The organism is Enterococcus larvae (assembly GCF_017830045.1).
Classification (GTDB): Bacteria; Bacillota; Bacilli; order Lactobacillales; family Enterococcaceae; genus Enterococcus_L; species Enterococcus_L larvae.
On record NZ_JAEDXU010000015.1, the window covers coordinates 53,536 to 67,106 of the forward strand.

15 protein-coding genes and 1 other RNA gene are annotated in these 13,571 nt (G+C 39.4%); 6 read left to right on the top strand and 10 right to left on the bottom strand.

Annotation, left to right across the window (positions count from 1 at the left end; genetic code table 11):
- Positions 1–74: 74 nt before the first annotated feature.
- From ffs to I6N96_RS18920, 5 genes are all read right to left on the bottom strand, one after another.
- Positions 75–160, bottom strand: an RNA gene (gene ffs / locus I6N96_RS18900) — signal recognition particle sRNA small type.
- Between the two features lie 38 nt (positions 161–198).
- Positions 199–711: a tRNA adenosine(34) deaminase TadA gene (gene tadA / locus I6N96_RS18905; RefSeq protein ID WP_209559132.1), complete on the bottom strand. Its 513-nt coding sequence runs from the start codon at positions 709–711 to the stop codon at positions 199–201.
- Between the two features lie 128 nt (positions 712–839).
- Entirely contained in the window at positions 840–1,175 is a 336-nt protein-coding gene (locus I6N96_RS18910; RefSeq protein WP_209559168.1) for a hypothetical protein, read from the bottom strand.
- Between the two features lie 80 nt (positions 1,176–1,255).
- Entirely contained in the window at positions 1,256–1,960 is a 705-nt protein-coding gene (locus I6N96_RS18915) for a zinc metallopeptidase (RefSeq protein WP_209559133.1), read from the bottom strand.
- Positions 1,961–2,063: 103 nt separating this feature from the next.
- Complete coding sequence (locus I6N96_RS18920; RefSeq protein ID WP_209559134.1) at positions 2,064–2,381, bottom strand: inorganic diphosphatase; 318 nt, start codon at positions 2,379–2,381, stop codon at positions 2,064–2,066.
- 119 nt (positions 2,382–2,500) lie between these two features.
- Between I6N96_RS18920 and I6N96_RS18925 the strand changes: the two genes are divergently transcribed.
- A complete protein-coding gene (locus tag I6N96_RS18925) occupies positions 2,501–2,869 on the top strand; it encodes a YxeA family protein (RefSeq protein WP_209559135.1) in 369 nt (122 codons plus the stop codon).
- Between the two features lie 183 nt (positions 2,870–3,052).
- Here I6N96_RS18925 and I6N96_RS18930 read toward each other — a convergent pair whose 3' ends face one another.
- Complete coding sequence (locus tag I6N96_RS18930) at positions 3,053–4,057, bottom strand: nucleoid-associated protein (RefSeq protein ID WP_209559136.1); 1,005 nt, start codon at positions 4,055–4,057, stop codon at positions 3,053–3,055.
- 503 nt (positions 4,058–4,560) lie between these two features.
- Between I6N96_RS18930 and I6N96_RS18935 the strand changes: the two genes are divergently transcribed.
- Positions 4,561–5,904: a TrkH family potassium uptake protein gene (locus I6N96_RS18935; RefSeq protein ID WP_209559137.1), complete on the top strand. Its 1,344-nt coding sequence runs from the start codon at positions 4,561–4,563 to the stop codon at positions 5,902–5,904.
- A 121-nt stretch (positions 5,905–6,025) separates the two neighbouring features.
- Here I6N96_RS18935 and I6N96_RS18940 read toward each other — a convergent pair whose 3' ends face one another.
- Positions 6,026–6,412, bottom strand: a complete 387-nt coding sequence (locus tag I6N96_RS18940) for a hypothetical protein (protein WP_209559138.1) — start codon at positions 6,410–6,412, stop codon at positions 6,026–6,028.
- Between the two features lie 278 nt (positions 6,413–6,690).
- Here I6N96_RS18940 and I6N96_RS18945 point away from each other — a divergent pair, with 278 nt between their 5' ends.
- From I6N96_RS18945 to I6N96_RS18955, 3 genes are all read left to right on the top strand, one after another.
- Positions 6,691–7,431, top strand: coding sequence for a class I SAM-dependent methyltransferase (locus I6N96_RS18945; protein ID WP_209559139.1), 741 nt, complete (start codon positions 6,691–6,693; stop codon positions 7,429–7,431).
- Positions 7,432–7,693: 262 nt separating this feature from the next.
- Positions 7,694–7,876 (top strand): hypothetical protein, encoded by a 183-nt coding sequence (locus I6N96_RS18950; RefSeq protein ID WP_209559140.1) that lies wholly within the window; start codon positions 7,694–7,696, stop codon positions 7,874–7,876.
- A 17-nt stretch (positions 7,877–7,893) separates the two neighbouring features.
- Positions 7,894–8,211, top strand: coding sequence for a hypothetical protein (locus tag I6N96_RS18955; protein WP_209559141.1), 318 nt, complete (start codon positions 7,894–7,896; stop codon positions 8,209–8,211).
- A 101-nt stretch (positions 8,212–8,312) separates the two neighbouring features.
- Here the strand turns inward: I6N96_RS18955 and I6N96_RS18960 are convergent, their stop codons facing one another.
- The gene (locus I6N96_RS18960; RefSeq protein ID WP_209559142.1) at positions 8,313–9,455 is read right to left on the bottom strand and encodes a glycoside hydrolase family 88/105 protein; all 1,143 of its coding nucleotides are present in this window, start codon (positions 9,453–9,455) and stop codon (positions 8,313–8,315) included.
- Between the two features lie 427 nt (positions 9,456–9,882).
- Positions 9,883–10,863: an aldo/keto reductase gene (locus I6N96_RS18965; protein ID WP_209559143.1), complete on the bottom strand. Its 981-nt coding sequence runs from the start codon at positions 10,861–10,863 to the stop codon at positions 9,883–9,885.
- A 207-nt stretch (positions 10,864–11,070) separates the two neighbouring features.
- Here I6N96_RS18965 and I6N96_RS18970 point away from each other — a divergent pair, with 207 nt between their 5' ends.
- Positions 11,071–12,438 (top strand): Nramp family divalent metal transporter, encoded by a 1,368-nt coding sequence (locus tag I6N96_RS18970; protein ID WP_209559144.1) that lies wholly within the window; start codon positions 11,071–11,073, stop codon positions 12,436–12,438.
- Between the two features lie 103 nt (positions 12,439–12,541).
- On the opposite strand, the gene I6N96_RS18975 is transcribed toward I6N96_RS18970, so the two are convergent.
- Positions 12,542–13,561, bottom strand: a complete 1,020-nt coding sequence (locus I6N96_RS18975; RefSeq protein WP_209559145.1) for a Gfo/Idh/MocA family oxidoreductase — start codon at positions 13,559–13,561, stop codon at positions 12,542–12,544.
- Positions 13,562–13,571 lie beyond the last annotated feature (10 nt).

Genomic DNA, 13,571 nt, shown 5'->3' on the forward strand with positions numbered 1-13,571 from the left:
TAGTACCATCCGACAATATCGTTCCAATACCATTTTAGATAAAATAAAAAAGCCCTTAAAGGCTTGTGGTTGCTATAATTACAGACACATGGTGGCACCTGCTTAGTGCTGCTTCCTTCCAGATCTGACACGCTTCACTGGCCCACCATTGTCCTGCCTTTCGGCATTTATTAGTATACCCCATTTTGTTTTTTTTGGCTAGTCTTTCTTTTGTCTTTTTAATTCTTTCTTTTTCTCACGCAGCCCTCTGAAAAAATCGGTCAGCAGTTGCCCGCAAACTTCTCCCAAAATGCCAGACTCCACATAAGCGGTGTGATTGAAACGCTCATCATCCAGTAGATTCATCAAGGTACCGGCAGTCCCTCCCTTTGGGTCTGCAGCGCCATAATACACCTCATCTACACGAGAAAGCAGCATCGCGCCACTGCACATAGGGCAAGGTTCAAGTGTTACAAACAGCTGTGCTCCCTCCAGACGCCAGCTGCCAACTCGTTGACAGGCTTCTTCGATTGCAGTCATCTCAGCGTGTGAGGATGCCTGTTGTGTATGTTCCCGCAGGTTGTATCCACGACCAATGATCTCACCATCTAATACAATCACTGCACCAATCGGTACCTCCTCAATTGCCCCAGCTTTCTCGGCTAAACGAATAGCCTCTCTCATATAGTATTCTTTATCTTCTAAGCTCAAACCGGAAATCGGCTCTTTCATCTGTTCTTCCTCCGCAAAATTACTGTCTCTCATCTGTTTCATTATACTGATCGAGTAAAACACTGTCTATGCTTCCTTAAAAATAAAAGTGAGCAGAACGCTATTCGTTCTACCCACCAATACTTTATCTAAATCAACTCTTCAATAAAACTCAAGAAACGCTCTTTTACATTATCAGCATTATCTTTTGCTTTTTCAGTATAATCAGAGGCTTTCTCGCGACCCTCTTTGACCTTATCTAAAAGATTCAAGACAGAATCTAACTCATTATCTGATAAGTGGTCGACAACCTCCATGATTTTATCATTGCCGCCGAACTTATCATGAACAATTTTCTTCGCTTTGCAGCGATTTGATAAATGAGAAACCTTCTTTACTATTTTTTCTGAAGCAGTTACTGCGACAACTACTCCTGCAACTGCAGCAATACTTAATCCGACTGTAATTTTTGTAGATGTTTTCATCATACTCCACTCCTTACTGTTTAGTTATGTTAATCATATCATAAAGGGCTGAGACAACCCAATATTTCAACCGCAGACTGCTAATCTCTCCTATTGTTTCCACCAAAAAGGATAATCAAGCGAAGTAACTGCAGAAACGTTGATAAAGCCGCCGCCACATAGGTAAGTGCAGCAGCAAATAATACTTTTCTTGCCATCGGCAGCTCTTCAGCAGTCAAAAGATCACCTTCACCCAATATTTTCAACGCTCTTCTGGACGCATTGAATTCTACAGGCAAGGTTACCAATTGGAACAACAATGCTAGAGAGAAAGCTAAAATACCGATATTGATCAAGGTTTGATTCCAGCTAAGTAAAACCCCGATCATGATCATTGGAAAAGAAAGCATTGAACCAAAATTAGCCACAGGGACAATTGCAGACCGAAGCTTCAACGGAATATAACTCTTATGATCCTGTACAGCATGACCACATTCATGCGCCGCTACACCGATAGCTGCTACAGAAGTTGATCGAGCCGTAGCCTCAGACAAACTAAGTATTTTATTTCCTGAATTATAATTATCCGTTAAATGACCGGAAATTGGCTGTACCCCTACATCCCGAATATTTTCGGATTGAAGAATAAATTGAGCAGCTCGAGTACCTGTAACGTTATTTTTGCTTTTTACCTGATCGTATTTTTTGAATGTACTATTGACGTAGGCTGACGCTGCCATGGAAATGACCAGCCCAAGGATGACCAACAAATACGTCGGATCTAAAAATCCATATAATGGTAGCATAATCACATTCCTCCTATCTTTGACCTTATTTTACCATGAGACTGTAAAAAATGTATTTTTCAGCTTCTTTCTTTAGTCAAAAATAAAAAATTGTCGATTAACATTAGCTTATCAAACGGACAGAAGAATCGAAATACTGCTCAATAAAATGGACAGCTTCTTGGATTTGGTTTACAGAATAACGAACTCCATTGGGTGCCGCCACCCATTTTTCCTCAACATCATCCTTTCGATGAATCACAGCAATCACTTCCCCTTCAAATACTTTTAGAGGCTCAACAACACCCAATATATATACATCCTGCTCTTCACCATCTCCCCCCATGACTCCCTCTACATAGCCGTAGTTGATTGGATACATATTTCCATAGCTGTCCACATACCCTATCGGACGATCAATGACTACTTGAATACTGTTCATTTGGATTCACTCCCTCTTCTTTATTCTATTTAAAGACTAACAAAAATGTCACTTTTCGGAAAGACGTTTCGATGGCGAAAAAAAGGAAAATGGCGATAATTAAGTATGAGGTGAAGATAATGAAAAAATTAATTGGATTACTTGTCGGCTTTCTTCTACTATCAGGCGGTGCTTGGTATGCTTATAACTATTATTATGGCGGGAAAGACTACTATACAGAAATAACAACAACTGGAGAAGTCTCTCAGGAAAAGGATGCCAAGGGAGAAAGTTATACAATTTACCACTATACACAAACAGCCTTTGATAAAGATGGAAAAGAAACGACTCAAAAGATGAATGAATCTAGAGAAAAACCATTACGTATTGGTGCTTTTCTTAAATTGAAAGTCAACGAGCGAAAAGGCGTGATCAGCTGGGATGAAGTCCAACAAAGTGATGTCCCTGAGAAAGCATTAGAAAAAATCAAAGCTGCTTCAACAAATTAGAAAAAGAGGCTGAGACAGAAGTGTTTAGCTACAAGCAGTAAGCCGGAATTCACGAAAATTGTTTCACAAATTTTTGTTGAATTCCGGCTTATTGTCGTAGGAGCTACTTCTGACTCGCCGTTTATTCGGATTTAGGGTATGGAAAAGAGTGGCAACAGATTATTGTCCCACTCTCTTTTTCATTTATAATTGATTACTGATTTTTTCGATGTTTTTCAAAGTGATTGATACTGTTCCATCTGGATTATTGACAAACTCGATCAGTTCACTGTTTCTATAGACTTCAAGTGGAACAATCAATTCGATACCGTTATCCATTTTTAGCTTTTGCTTTCCAAATTTTTTCTCAGAAATTTCTCTGGCTTCTCTGACAGGCGGTGTCTTGTCAACAAATTTTGATTCATTGACTTCCTCCTGATAAGCCATTCTAGCAGAGATGTTTTCTTTGAAAACCTGCTCGGCAATCTGTTGATTGTCGATCGTTCCAGTTTCTTCAATACTCTCATATACTGCTTCTTTGACAGACGCAATCAATTCGAATTCATCTTCATCAAATTTTTTCCCAATTCGCTTCACTGCCTTCTTGATTTCTCTGACATTTTCCTCTAGCGAAGGTGCTGGTTGAGATTGAATCACTTTTTCAGAAAAATACCAGAGCTTTTCACCAGAAAACTCATAACGCTTTTCTAGAAGCTCATAGCTGAGCGTATCCAGATTAACAACAAGCCCTTCGTCCGGCTTTTGCGTTTTTGATGGCAGGATTGCCCGATTGATGATCAGCTTATTGTATACCGCTTCATCCTCATAATCCACAAAATGGGTATAATTTTCTTTATAGTTCAGTTTCAGCAGTGCTAAATGCAAAACCGTATCCTCTTCATAAAGAACAACTAACAAATCGGCGCTGGGACCATCCTCACTTCCTGAATAGATATCATACCAATATTGAACCAGCTGTTGGCTTTTTGGGATGAAATCTGAGGCGATGCCAGACATCTTTTCTACAAAATCACTTTCTTGCAGTAAAACGCCGGTTTTCGTCTGTGCCGTCGACAGCTTATTGATTTTATTCGTTAAATAAATTCGAATATACTCTGTTGTCAAATCAAGCTCATGCTCTGAGAACACAGGTGTTCCTGTTTCTCTATCAATGATATGCATCACTGCTTTTTTTAAATAAATGTCCATCTGTCAATCTCCTTCTCTTTAGCGGGTCAGCTTTTTTGAATGCTGCAAGCACAGAGGCTTTTCATCAAAAAAGACTAACTCATCAACAGCGGTTTTCCCATATTTATCAGCTAAAAATGCTGATGAACAGCAGTCGTCAGTCATAAAATCTAGGGATTCTCTTTCAGTCAAACCTTATCTAGTCTACAGGAAATTCAGAGAAAAATCAAAGCATTGTCTATAGAAATCATAGGAAGTATTATCCGCAGATGTTATACTATCAAATTGATAAACGACACTTAGTAAGTTTAAGCGATACCTTTACCTCAAGGCTTAAGAGCTGGCAATAGCCTGTATCCATCGATCATAACAGCGACAATGTAGAGGACAAACAAAAAAATTCTTGGCTCTGCTTCTGTAGCCATTTTTAAGATAGATTTAATTCGGCTTTCACTGGATTTTTTACGGGAAAATGATACACTGAAAGAAATTCATTTTACTAACTGAAGGAACGTAATGACTCTATGAAATCAAAAAAACATTTATCTGCTGTACAAGTTCTTGCACTGGGCTTTCTACTGATCATCTTTGTTGGCGGAAGTCTGCTGTCATTGCCCTTTTTTTCAAAAAATGGGGAAGCAACGCCATTTATCGATGCTCTATTCACAGCAACTTCTGCTGTCTGCGTGACTGGTTTGACTACTTTAAACACAGCTATGCATTGGAACCCTGCTGGTCAACTGCTGATCATGATTCTGATTGAAATCGGCGGCCTTGGCTTTATGTCCTTGCCAGTGGTTCTCTATTTTGTGATGCGGAAAAAAATCACATTAAGCACCAGGATGCTTTTGAGGGAGGCTTTGAATTTGGACGACATGTCCGGTGCCTTTCGCCTGATGATGTACATTGTCAAACTAGCCTTAGTTATACAGGGAATCGGTGCGATCCTGCTTTCCTTTCAATTTGTTCCGGAATTTGGCTGGAAGAAAGGCATTTTCTTTGGTATCTTTCATTCGATTTCCAGCTTCTGTAATGCCGGCTTCGATCTATTAGGAGATAGCTTAGTCCCTTATCAGAGCAATCCTTATGTTCTAATAGTTATCGGATTGCTGATCATTTCAGGAGGTCTTGGGTTTATTGTCTGGCAGGATATTTTGTTTTATAAGGAAAGAAAGAAGTTTTCCCTCCATTCCAAGCTGGCTTTGACAACAACATTTGTGTTATTGCTTGGCGGCTTCATCGTTTTCTTTTTTACAGAGCAAAATGCCGGGAATTTGACAGAGGGCACTAACTTTATAGAACGGCTGGCAAATACATTCTTTATGTCTGTTACTCCTCGAACAGCTGGTTACTATTCAATCAATTACTTGGATATGACCAATGCAGGGCTGATTGCTACAATGTTTCTGATGTACATTGGTGGAACATCCGGCTCTACTGCGGGCGGCTTGAAGACAACAACGTTTGCAGTGTTAGTCATTCAAGTCATCTCGATCTTCAAAGGAAGACAACGTGCAGAATTTCATGGGAGAACGATTCCAAGTGCCACTGTTTTTCGAGCTCTTACTTTGTTCTTCATCACTTTGTCATTGTGTGTCGTTTCAATCATGGTACTTTCTGTGACTGAAAACATCCCTGATTATTCCGGAATAGAATATATTGCCTTTGAGGTCTTCTCGGCATTTGGAACTGTAGGTTTGACCATGGGACTGACACCGGATCTATCCATTGCCGGGAAAATCATTATTATGCTCTTGATGTATATCGGTCGTGTCGGCTTCTTCACAGTTGGCTTCTCCCTACTGACGAAAGCTGCTAAACCGACAGCGAAGTATAAGTACCCAGATGAAACAATTATGATCGGCTGATTGGTTGTATCTGATGATGCAGAGAGCTGCTTATTCCTCAGCTCATAATAAAACATTCGACTATCCCCTTTTCACTAGGTGCTTAGTCGAATGTTTATTTATTTCTCTACTTATACCATCACTAATTAAAGGCTTCCTCCAGTCGCTTTGCTCGGTTTGATATGATGTTATCGATTTCTTCAGCATCTACATCAAGCCTTCGCAATAACACGTTGCACATCTCTGTAGGTTTTCTTTGGAGGGATGTGATGTATTCATGCTTCATTTTTTCTTTGTCGAACTGTTCCAAAAATATTTGAAACTCAGCAAACCAATCGATTGCCGATGTCCTCTGTCGCTCTATGCCCTGCAGTATTGGTACAACCGCTGCCTCCGGATTTTCAAAGCTCTCAAAAATTTTAACTATATCATACGCACGATCCTGATACTCTTCAGACCAAGAAATCTCCGAATCAAAATAGCCGTCCAGTTCATTCATCAGCATATGGGCATAAGTTACCTCGTTCATTTATTCTCCTCCTATAACGTCATTTGATTCTACTTAGTATACTAAAGTAAAAACAAGAAGCATATATCCTGCGTGCGAAAGATTCAACACTTGTTCTCATTACCGAATTCTTATTTAAGCTCTATACAACTCGTTTCCACCACCTGACTATCTCTTTATCATGTGTTAAGATAGTGGTATCTAAAAAAGAAATGCAGGTGATGAGATGATTGCCCATAAAAGAGATCATCTCCATGTAAATAGACAAAACAAATAGAATTTACATGGAGGAAAACAACATGAAAGAAAATAACTATGACAACCAAGCCTTCTTTGAAAAATACAGCCAAATGGATCGTTCTAAAAAGGGACTCGAAGGTGCCGGAGAATGGCAAACACTGAAACAGCTACTGCCTGATTTTTCTGGAAAGTCTGTACTGGATCTTGGCTGCGGCTATGGCTGGCACTGCATCTATGCTGCTGAACAAGGTGCGGCATCAGTGATTGGTGTAGATTTGTCTGAGAAAATGCTTGAAGCAGCAAGAGAGAAGACCCATTTTTCTCAAGTAGAGTATATTCAAGCTGGAATTGAGGATATTACCTTTCCTGAAAATAGCTTTGACATTGTGATAAGCTCTTTGGCTCTACATTATGTCCCGTCTTTTGAAGCTGTTGCAGCTAATGTTCAGAAATTTTTAAAATCAGATGGAGAATTCATTTTTTCTGTGGAGCATCCCATTTTCACTGCTGAAGGTAAGCAGCAATGGCTCTATGCCGAGGATGGAACGATTCGCCATTTTCCTGTAGATAACTATTTTTATGAAGGAAAACGAAGTGCAGAATTTCTTGGCGAGGAAGTAACGAAATACCATAAAACATTGACTACCTATGTTGATGGATTACTAGTCAATGGGTTTCAGTTACAACGACTCGTTGAGCCTATGCCGCCTGAAAATATGATGTCCATTCCGGGAATGAAGGATGAAATGCGCAGACCCATGATGCTGATTATTTCTGCAAAAAATCAAAAAGAACTATAGATTATTTTCTTTACCTGATTCATTTATGATTGAAGAAATCGTTCTCTAAAAAGGAAACAGAGCTGATCTTTGGTGTTCACCACCATGATTGGCTCTGTCTCCTTTTTTATTCCTGTTTCTAAAGCTCTCTCATTACGTCTATACAATAGATAGCCTTCTCTCTCATCCTTACCACGGGTTTTTCAAACAGCTATTTCTCTCAAATTGCTGTAGCCAACCACAATTCCTTATGTATATAATAGTTAAAAAGGAGGAAAACTACATGGAACAAATTTATATGTATGCCAGCTTCATCAGCTTTTTCGGTGCGTTTCTTTTAGTCGTTGGATTCTCAAAACAGTTTAAGGAGCTGACACTTCTTCAAAAGTCAGCGATTATCTTAGTATTCATAGGAACCCTTGTACCAATCATCGTTGGTACCATTCAAGGCTTTCTATCTGCATAAAGAAGGTTGGAGGAAATATGTCTAAGAAGCACTCACTGCAAAGTCTGGCGATTCTATTGAAAGAGTTGTTCTATCTACTAAAGAAATACGATCATTCCAGCTATAACGCAAGACAGGTGGAAAATATATTGGCCATCATTTACGAAGAGGAAAATCCAAAGAAGTATTCAGAAATCTATTCCTGCCTTAAAGGTCTCTATTTCCCGAAAGCCGGATTAAGCGAATTTTATATCTCTGCTGATCAATCAAGTGATTGGCGGATGCTGAATCAGCGACTTGCTAAAATTAGTGAAGAGTTGGAAGACTATGAACAGATATTTGAAAAGTATCAATAAAAACAGGACAGTTTTCAGTAATAATATAGTAGTTTCAAGAAGTCGGATTCTTTCTCCAACTTCTATGATCACTATAATAACTTGAAAAACTGTCCTATTTTCTATTTATTTTTTTGAAGCAATTCTGCGTATGCAAACACTAATGGTGCGATTCCTTTAGCGTCATTTTCTACAATTGGCTCAGAAATATAATACTCATAGCTGCCGTCCCGTAATTTATAGGTGCCGTGTCCAGGCATACCACCCAATCCTGCCACTAGACAAATATCCTTCAGAACATAGCCATTATCCGTTTCCACTAGTTTATATTCGACAACTGAAGCCAAAATATCAGCTCCTTTTTCGAAATAAGCTTCAGGAAGATAACCGAGTCTAGCTCCTTTCATCAATGCATAGGCAATAGCACAGGTACCGCTGGTTTCCAGATAATTTCCTTCACGCTCGCCTTGATCTGTGACTTGATAAAACATTTTCGTTTTTGGATCAGCAAACCCTAACAGTGTATCCAGCAATTCTCTTAGCTGCTCTATTAATATGCCACGCTCTTTTTGATGCTGCAGGTCAATATATTCTAGTGTATCAACCAAAGCCATCGCATACCAGCCATGGGAACGTGTCCAAAAGTTCTTACTGCAGCCTGTTTTTGGATCTGCCCAAAAGGCCGTTTTTGTCTCATCGACACCATGATAAAGCAAACCTGTTTTCGGATCACGCATCAATTGATACGCATGTTGAAATTGATGGACGATATCTGATTGATTTTTTCCTTGATTAAATGTCACATCGTATTGGACATAAAACGGCTGTACCATATACAATCCGTCCAGCCAAATTTGGTTTGGATAAATTTCTTTATGCCAGAAGTTCCCGCCAGGTGTCCTCGGCTGTTCTAAAAGCTGTGCATATAAACACTTCAATGCCTTCTCATACTTCAGCTTTGAGGTACCTTCAAGCAATCGATAGAGAACCTTTCCTTCGTTAATGTTGTCACAGTTGTGTTCTTTTAGGTCAAAACCTAAAATCTTTCCTTCTTCATCAATATAATAATCAATGAAAGAATCTAAAAAATCAAAGTAACGCTTGTCCTCTGTTGCCTCATGCATTTTGAGCATTGCCATTGCCATACAGCCATCGATATAACTCCATTTTGGATTGCTGCTTAAGGCAGACTCCTTATTCCAGGGTGGTCTTTCCGGTGTTGTATTGCTCAATATTTCGTCAAAAAAATTCTTTATCTGTTCCATATTTTCCTCCATACTTTTTATTCGATAGACAAATATTCATGGATACAAATCCTATTAAAAAGTAACAATTGCCGTTAATTTCTTTGCTGTATACTTCGTGCAAAGATCACTTCTCGTGTAAGGAATTTGTAATAGGATCTACATAGATATCCTTTTATAAATGAATCGCTTTCATAATAATCTAGAAAACTACTGCCATCTTGTATCTTCCACCATACTGCTCCCAAAAAAATCGATTCTTTATAGGAATTATATCAAGGAACACGTGTGCATTCAAGGCTATCAAAGGAAGTTGTCACTATTGACGAATAATCAAGTGAACCTGCCCAAAAATACAAACCGCCGGATGATTCCAAAATAAAAAGAATCAGAGACAAATCGCCTCTGATCAATGCTCCCCTTTTCAACCGAAGCTGCTTTTCTACTCTTAAGAAAATCCAATGATTTGATGGGGAACATAAGGTTCTTCCAGATACTGGATATCCTCTTCTGACAGCTTGAAGTCCACAGCAGAAACAGCTGTCTCAACATGACTAAGCTTAGTAGCTCCAATGATTGGTGCGGCTACCGGTTCTTTTTGCAGCAGCCACGCAAGTGCGATGTGCACTCTACTTACCTGATATTTTTCTGCCAGCTCAGCTGTCCGTTCAATAATCAGACGATCCTGATCAGCAGTGTTGTCATATTTAGAACGTGCAATTTCATCTGTTTCGCCTCGTTTTGTTTGAACAGATAAATCTCTGGTCAATCTGCCGGATGCCAATGGACTGTATGGTGTAAGCGATATACCTTCTGATTTACAATATGGAATCATTTCTCTTTCTTCTTCACGATAAATCAGATTCAGATGATTCTGCATTGAAATGAATTTTGTCCACCCATTTTTTTCAGCTACATTTTGTGCCTTCTGGAACTGCCACGCATACATTGCCGAAGCGCCAATATAACGAACCTTACCAGATTTCACTACATCATGAAGAGCTTCCATTGTTTCTTCGATTGGTGTATCGTAGTCCCAACGATGAATAATATATAGATCGATATAATCAGTCTGCAGACGTTTTAAGCTGTGATCGATTTCCGACAGGATTGCTTTCCTTGAAAGACCGGACCCATTTGGTCCATCGTGCATTTTCCCATGGATTTTTGTTGCCAACACGATTTCATCTCGATTGGCGTAATCTTTAAGTGCTTTACCAAGGATTTCTTCACTTCTTCCCAGAGAATAGACATTCGCTGTATCAAAAAAGTTGATGCCCAACTCTAATGCCCGCTTGATGATTTTTCGGCTCTCTTCTTCCTCCAATACCCATTTATGAATCCAGCTTTCAGGATCGCCAAAGCTCATTGCACCTAAACAAATTCTGGAAACATCCATTCCTGTGTTGCCTAACTTCATGTATTCCATAGTGAAACCCCTTTCTTCTTATGCTTGATTTTACTATAGCACTTGAAGCTGACTTTAAGTCAAGTCACTTGATAAAAATTTTTGACCTTTTTTTGAATAGAAATTAGTAAACCTATTTTATCAGTAGCTTTTACTTGAAATCTCTACTTTTTAGGACTATCATTTAATTGAATTTAGGCTATCCTAAAAAAGAGAGAAGGACTATCCATGGAAAGTAAAACAGAAAAAGAAAAAAGTAAATTTCTTACATACGTCAACGGACCTAGTCTGTCTGAAATAAATAATACAGTTGCTGTCCCAAATTCAAGCAGTTTCTGGAAGAACCTACTGGCTTTCTCCGGGCCCGGTGCACTTGTCGCAGTCGGCTACATGGACCCAGGAAACTGGGTCACCTCTATTAGCGGTGGCGCAAAGTATGGTTACCTGTTGCTATCTGTCATTTTCATTTCCAGCTTGATTGCCATGCTGCTGCAATATATGGCTGCAAAACTTGGAATCGTTACCCATATGGATTTAGCTCAGGCAACACGTGTCTATACAGGAAAAAAACTGGGTATCGCTCTTTGGGTCATTACAGAGCTGGCCATCATGGCAACTGATATCGCTGAGGTCATCGGTGGTGCGATTGCCTTGAACCTGCTGTTTGGAATGCCGATGATCGTTGGCGTGATTCTGACCGTCTTCGATGTTTTACTACTGCTTCTTTTGATGAAGCTTGGCTTTCGGAAGATAGAGGCAATTGTTATCACACTCATCACAGTGATCATGGCAGTTTTTGTTTATGAGGTTGCCATTTCACAGCCAAATATCCCAGAGGTCTTAAAAGGATTTATCCCTCAAAAACAAGTATTGAATCATGGCCAATTGACAATGGCGTTGGGGATCGTTGGAGCGACAGTCATGCCCCATAATCTCTATCTGCACTCTTCTATCTCACAAACAAGAAAGTTTGATCATAACGATGAGGAACATACAGCAAAGGCTGTTCGTTTTGCCACATGGGATTCTAACATTCAATTGTCTGCCGCATTTATCATCAACTGTTTACTATTGATTCTTGGCAGTGCCCTTTTCTTTGGTCATGGCGAAGAGCTTGGCACATTGACTTCCCTTTATGATGCATTGCAAAATTCAAGTATTGCCGGTGCAGTTGCCAGTCCTCTTTTAAGTACCTTGTTTGCTGTAGCGCTACTAGCCTCCGGACAAAATTCGACAATTACCGGTACATTAACTGGTCAGATCGTTATGGAAGGCTTTATCCATATGAAAATCCCTACCTGGGCTCGTCGAGTGATTACCAGAATGCTGTCTGTTATTCCCGTTTTACTTTGCACTATCTATTTCGGCGGAAATGAAGCGGCATTAGATAATTTATTGATTTACTCCCAAGTATTTCTAAGCATCGCTTTGCCAATCTCCATGATTCCATTGGTTTATTTCACCAGCTCCAAGAAGATCATGGGTGAACGCTTCAAAAATCCATTATGGGTGAGTGGTTTAGGCTGGTTATGTGCCATCGTTTTAACTGGTTTGAATATCCAATTAATCATTGAAACACTTGCTTCCGGCTTTTGATTATCACAATATAAAAAGACAGCGGCTAACATCTATAAGCTTCCAGATGTTAACCGCTGTTGATTTTTTTGACACTTCTAATTGCGCCATAGAGAGGGGTTATCTAGTCCTTGATTTCTTGAATTCCTGCTTCCAGGATTTCCATTTGACGGATCGTTTCCTCATCCTTCACAATTTTTTCCTTGCCATTGATAATGGTTTCATACAGACCTTCATAGATACGGCTGTAATCGCCAACTTCAGATATTACCTTCTCTTCATGATAGCTTCCCTCTTCATCCACATAAGTCAGCACCCCATAGTGCTCAGGCAAATCAATACCGAAATCCTTATTTTCAGGCATATAGAACATTTTCAAATGTTCTTCTTGGCGATCCTTTGTCTGTTTAACAAAAACTCCTTTTTTTCCATAAACAACGAAGCTTGGTCGCTCCTTCAGTCTAAAATAGCTGGATTTAACAGAAACCTTCAATGTATCATAATAGAAATCCAAATCAAAATAGTCATTCATTCGTCCTGTTCCTAAAAGCTGCCGCACATCATAATGAATTTTTTCCGGATTGCCGAAATAAGAAAGTACTTGATCGATGGTATGGCACCCGTGACCATATAGATAGCTGGCACTTCTCGAAAAAGAACTGGTTCCTTCAGGGACCTCCGGCCGGAAATAATCATAATGCATTTCTACTTCAAGAATTTCTCCCAGCACGCCACTCTCAATTACTTTTTGAACAGTAAGAAAATCGGAATCAAAACGACGATTTTGATAACACTGAATCAACAGTCCTTTCTTCTCTGCCAACTCAAATAGCTCCTTCGCTTCAGCTGAAGTTTCGGCAAACGGTTTTTCCACCAATGCATTCTTTCCATGCTCAAGAATCATCTTTCCATAGCTGTAATGCAAATGACTCGGCGTTGAAACGACAACTAGTTGAATCTCAGGATCATCAAGCAGTTCATTGATATCAGAAGTATAGTTGACATCCGGTAGTCGTGCCCAATCGTTTTTTTGTGTAGGCGAATAAATTGTTTTGATTTTGATTTTATCCTTTAATTTTGTTGAAAAGGGTAAGTGATATCGATTGGTACTTTTGCCATTTCCAATATAAGCAATAGTCAGCATGTGCATTCCT

Excerpts from the sequence above, each read along its gene's own strand:
- tadA (WP_209559132.1), bottom strand. The coding sequence starts at position 711 with ATGAAAGAGCCGATTTCCGGTTTGAGCTTAGAAGATAAAGAATACTAT.
- I6N96_RS18910 (WP_209559168.1), bottom strand. The coding sequence starts at position 1,175 with ATGAAAACATCTACAAAAATTACAGTCGGATTAAGTATTGCTGCAGTT.
- I6N96_RS18915 (WP_209559133.1), bottom strand. The coding sequence starts at position 1,960 with ATGCTACCATTATATGGATTTTTAGATCCGACGTATTTGTTGGTCATC.
- I6N96_RS18920 (WP_209559134.1), bottom strand. The coding sequence starts at position 2,381 with ATGAACAGTATTCAAGTAGTCATTGATCGTCCGATAGGGTATGTGGAC.
- I6N96_RS18925 (WP_209559135.1), top strand. The coding sequence starts at position 2,501 with ATGAAAAAATTAATTGGATTACTTGTCGGCTTTCTTCTACTATCAGGC.
- I6N96_RS18930 (WP_209559136.1), bottom strand. The coding sequence starts at position 4,057 with ATGGACATTTATTTAAAAAAAGCAGTGATGCATATCATTGATAGAGAA.
- I6N96_RS18935 (WP_209559137.1), top strand. The coding sequence starts at position 4,561 with ATGAAATCAAAAAAACATTTATCTGCTGTACAAGTTCTTGCACTGGGC.
- I6N96_RS18940 (WP_209559138.1), bottom strand. The coding sequence starts at position 6,412 with ATGAACGAGGTAACTTATGCCCATATGCTGATGAATGAACTGGACGGC.
- I6N96_RS18945 (WP_209559139.1), top strand. The coding sequence starts at position 6,691 with ATGAAAGAAAATAACTATGACAACCAAGCCTTCTTTGAAAAATACAGC.
- I6N96_RS18950 (WP_209559140.1), top strand. The coding sequence starts at position 7,694 with ATGGAACAAATTTATATGTATGCCAGCTTCATCAGCTTTTTCGGTGCG.
- I6N96_RS18955 (WP_209559141.1), top strand. The coding sequence starts at position 7,894 with ATGTCTAAGAAGCACTCACTGCAAAGTCTGGCGATTCTATTGAAAGAG.
- I6N96_RS18960 (WP_209559142.1), bottom strand. The coding sequence starts at position 9,455 with ATGGAACAGATAAAGAATTTTTTTGACGAAATATTGAGCAATACAACA.
- I6N96_RS18965 (WP_209559143.1), bottom strand. The coding sequence starts at position 10,863 with ATGGAATACATGAAGTTAGGCAACACAGGAATGGATGTTTCCAGAATT.
- I6N96_RS18970 (WP_209559144.1), top strand. The coding sequence starts at position 11,071 with ATGGAAAGTAAAACAGAAAAAGAAAAAAGTAAATTTCTTACATACGTC.
- I6N96_RS18975 (WP_209559145.1), bottom strand. The coding sequence starts at position 13,561 with ATGCTGACTATTGCTTATATTGGAAATGGCAAAAGTACCAATCGATAT.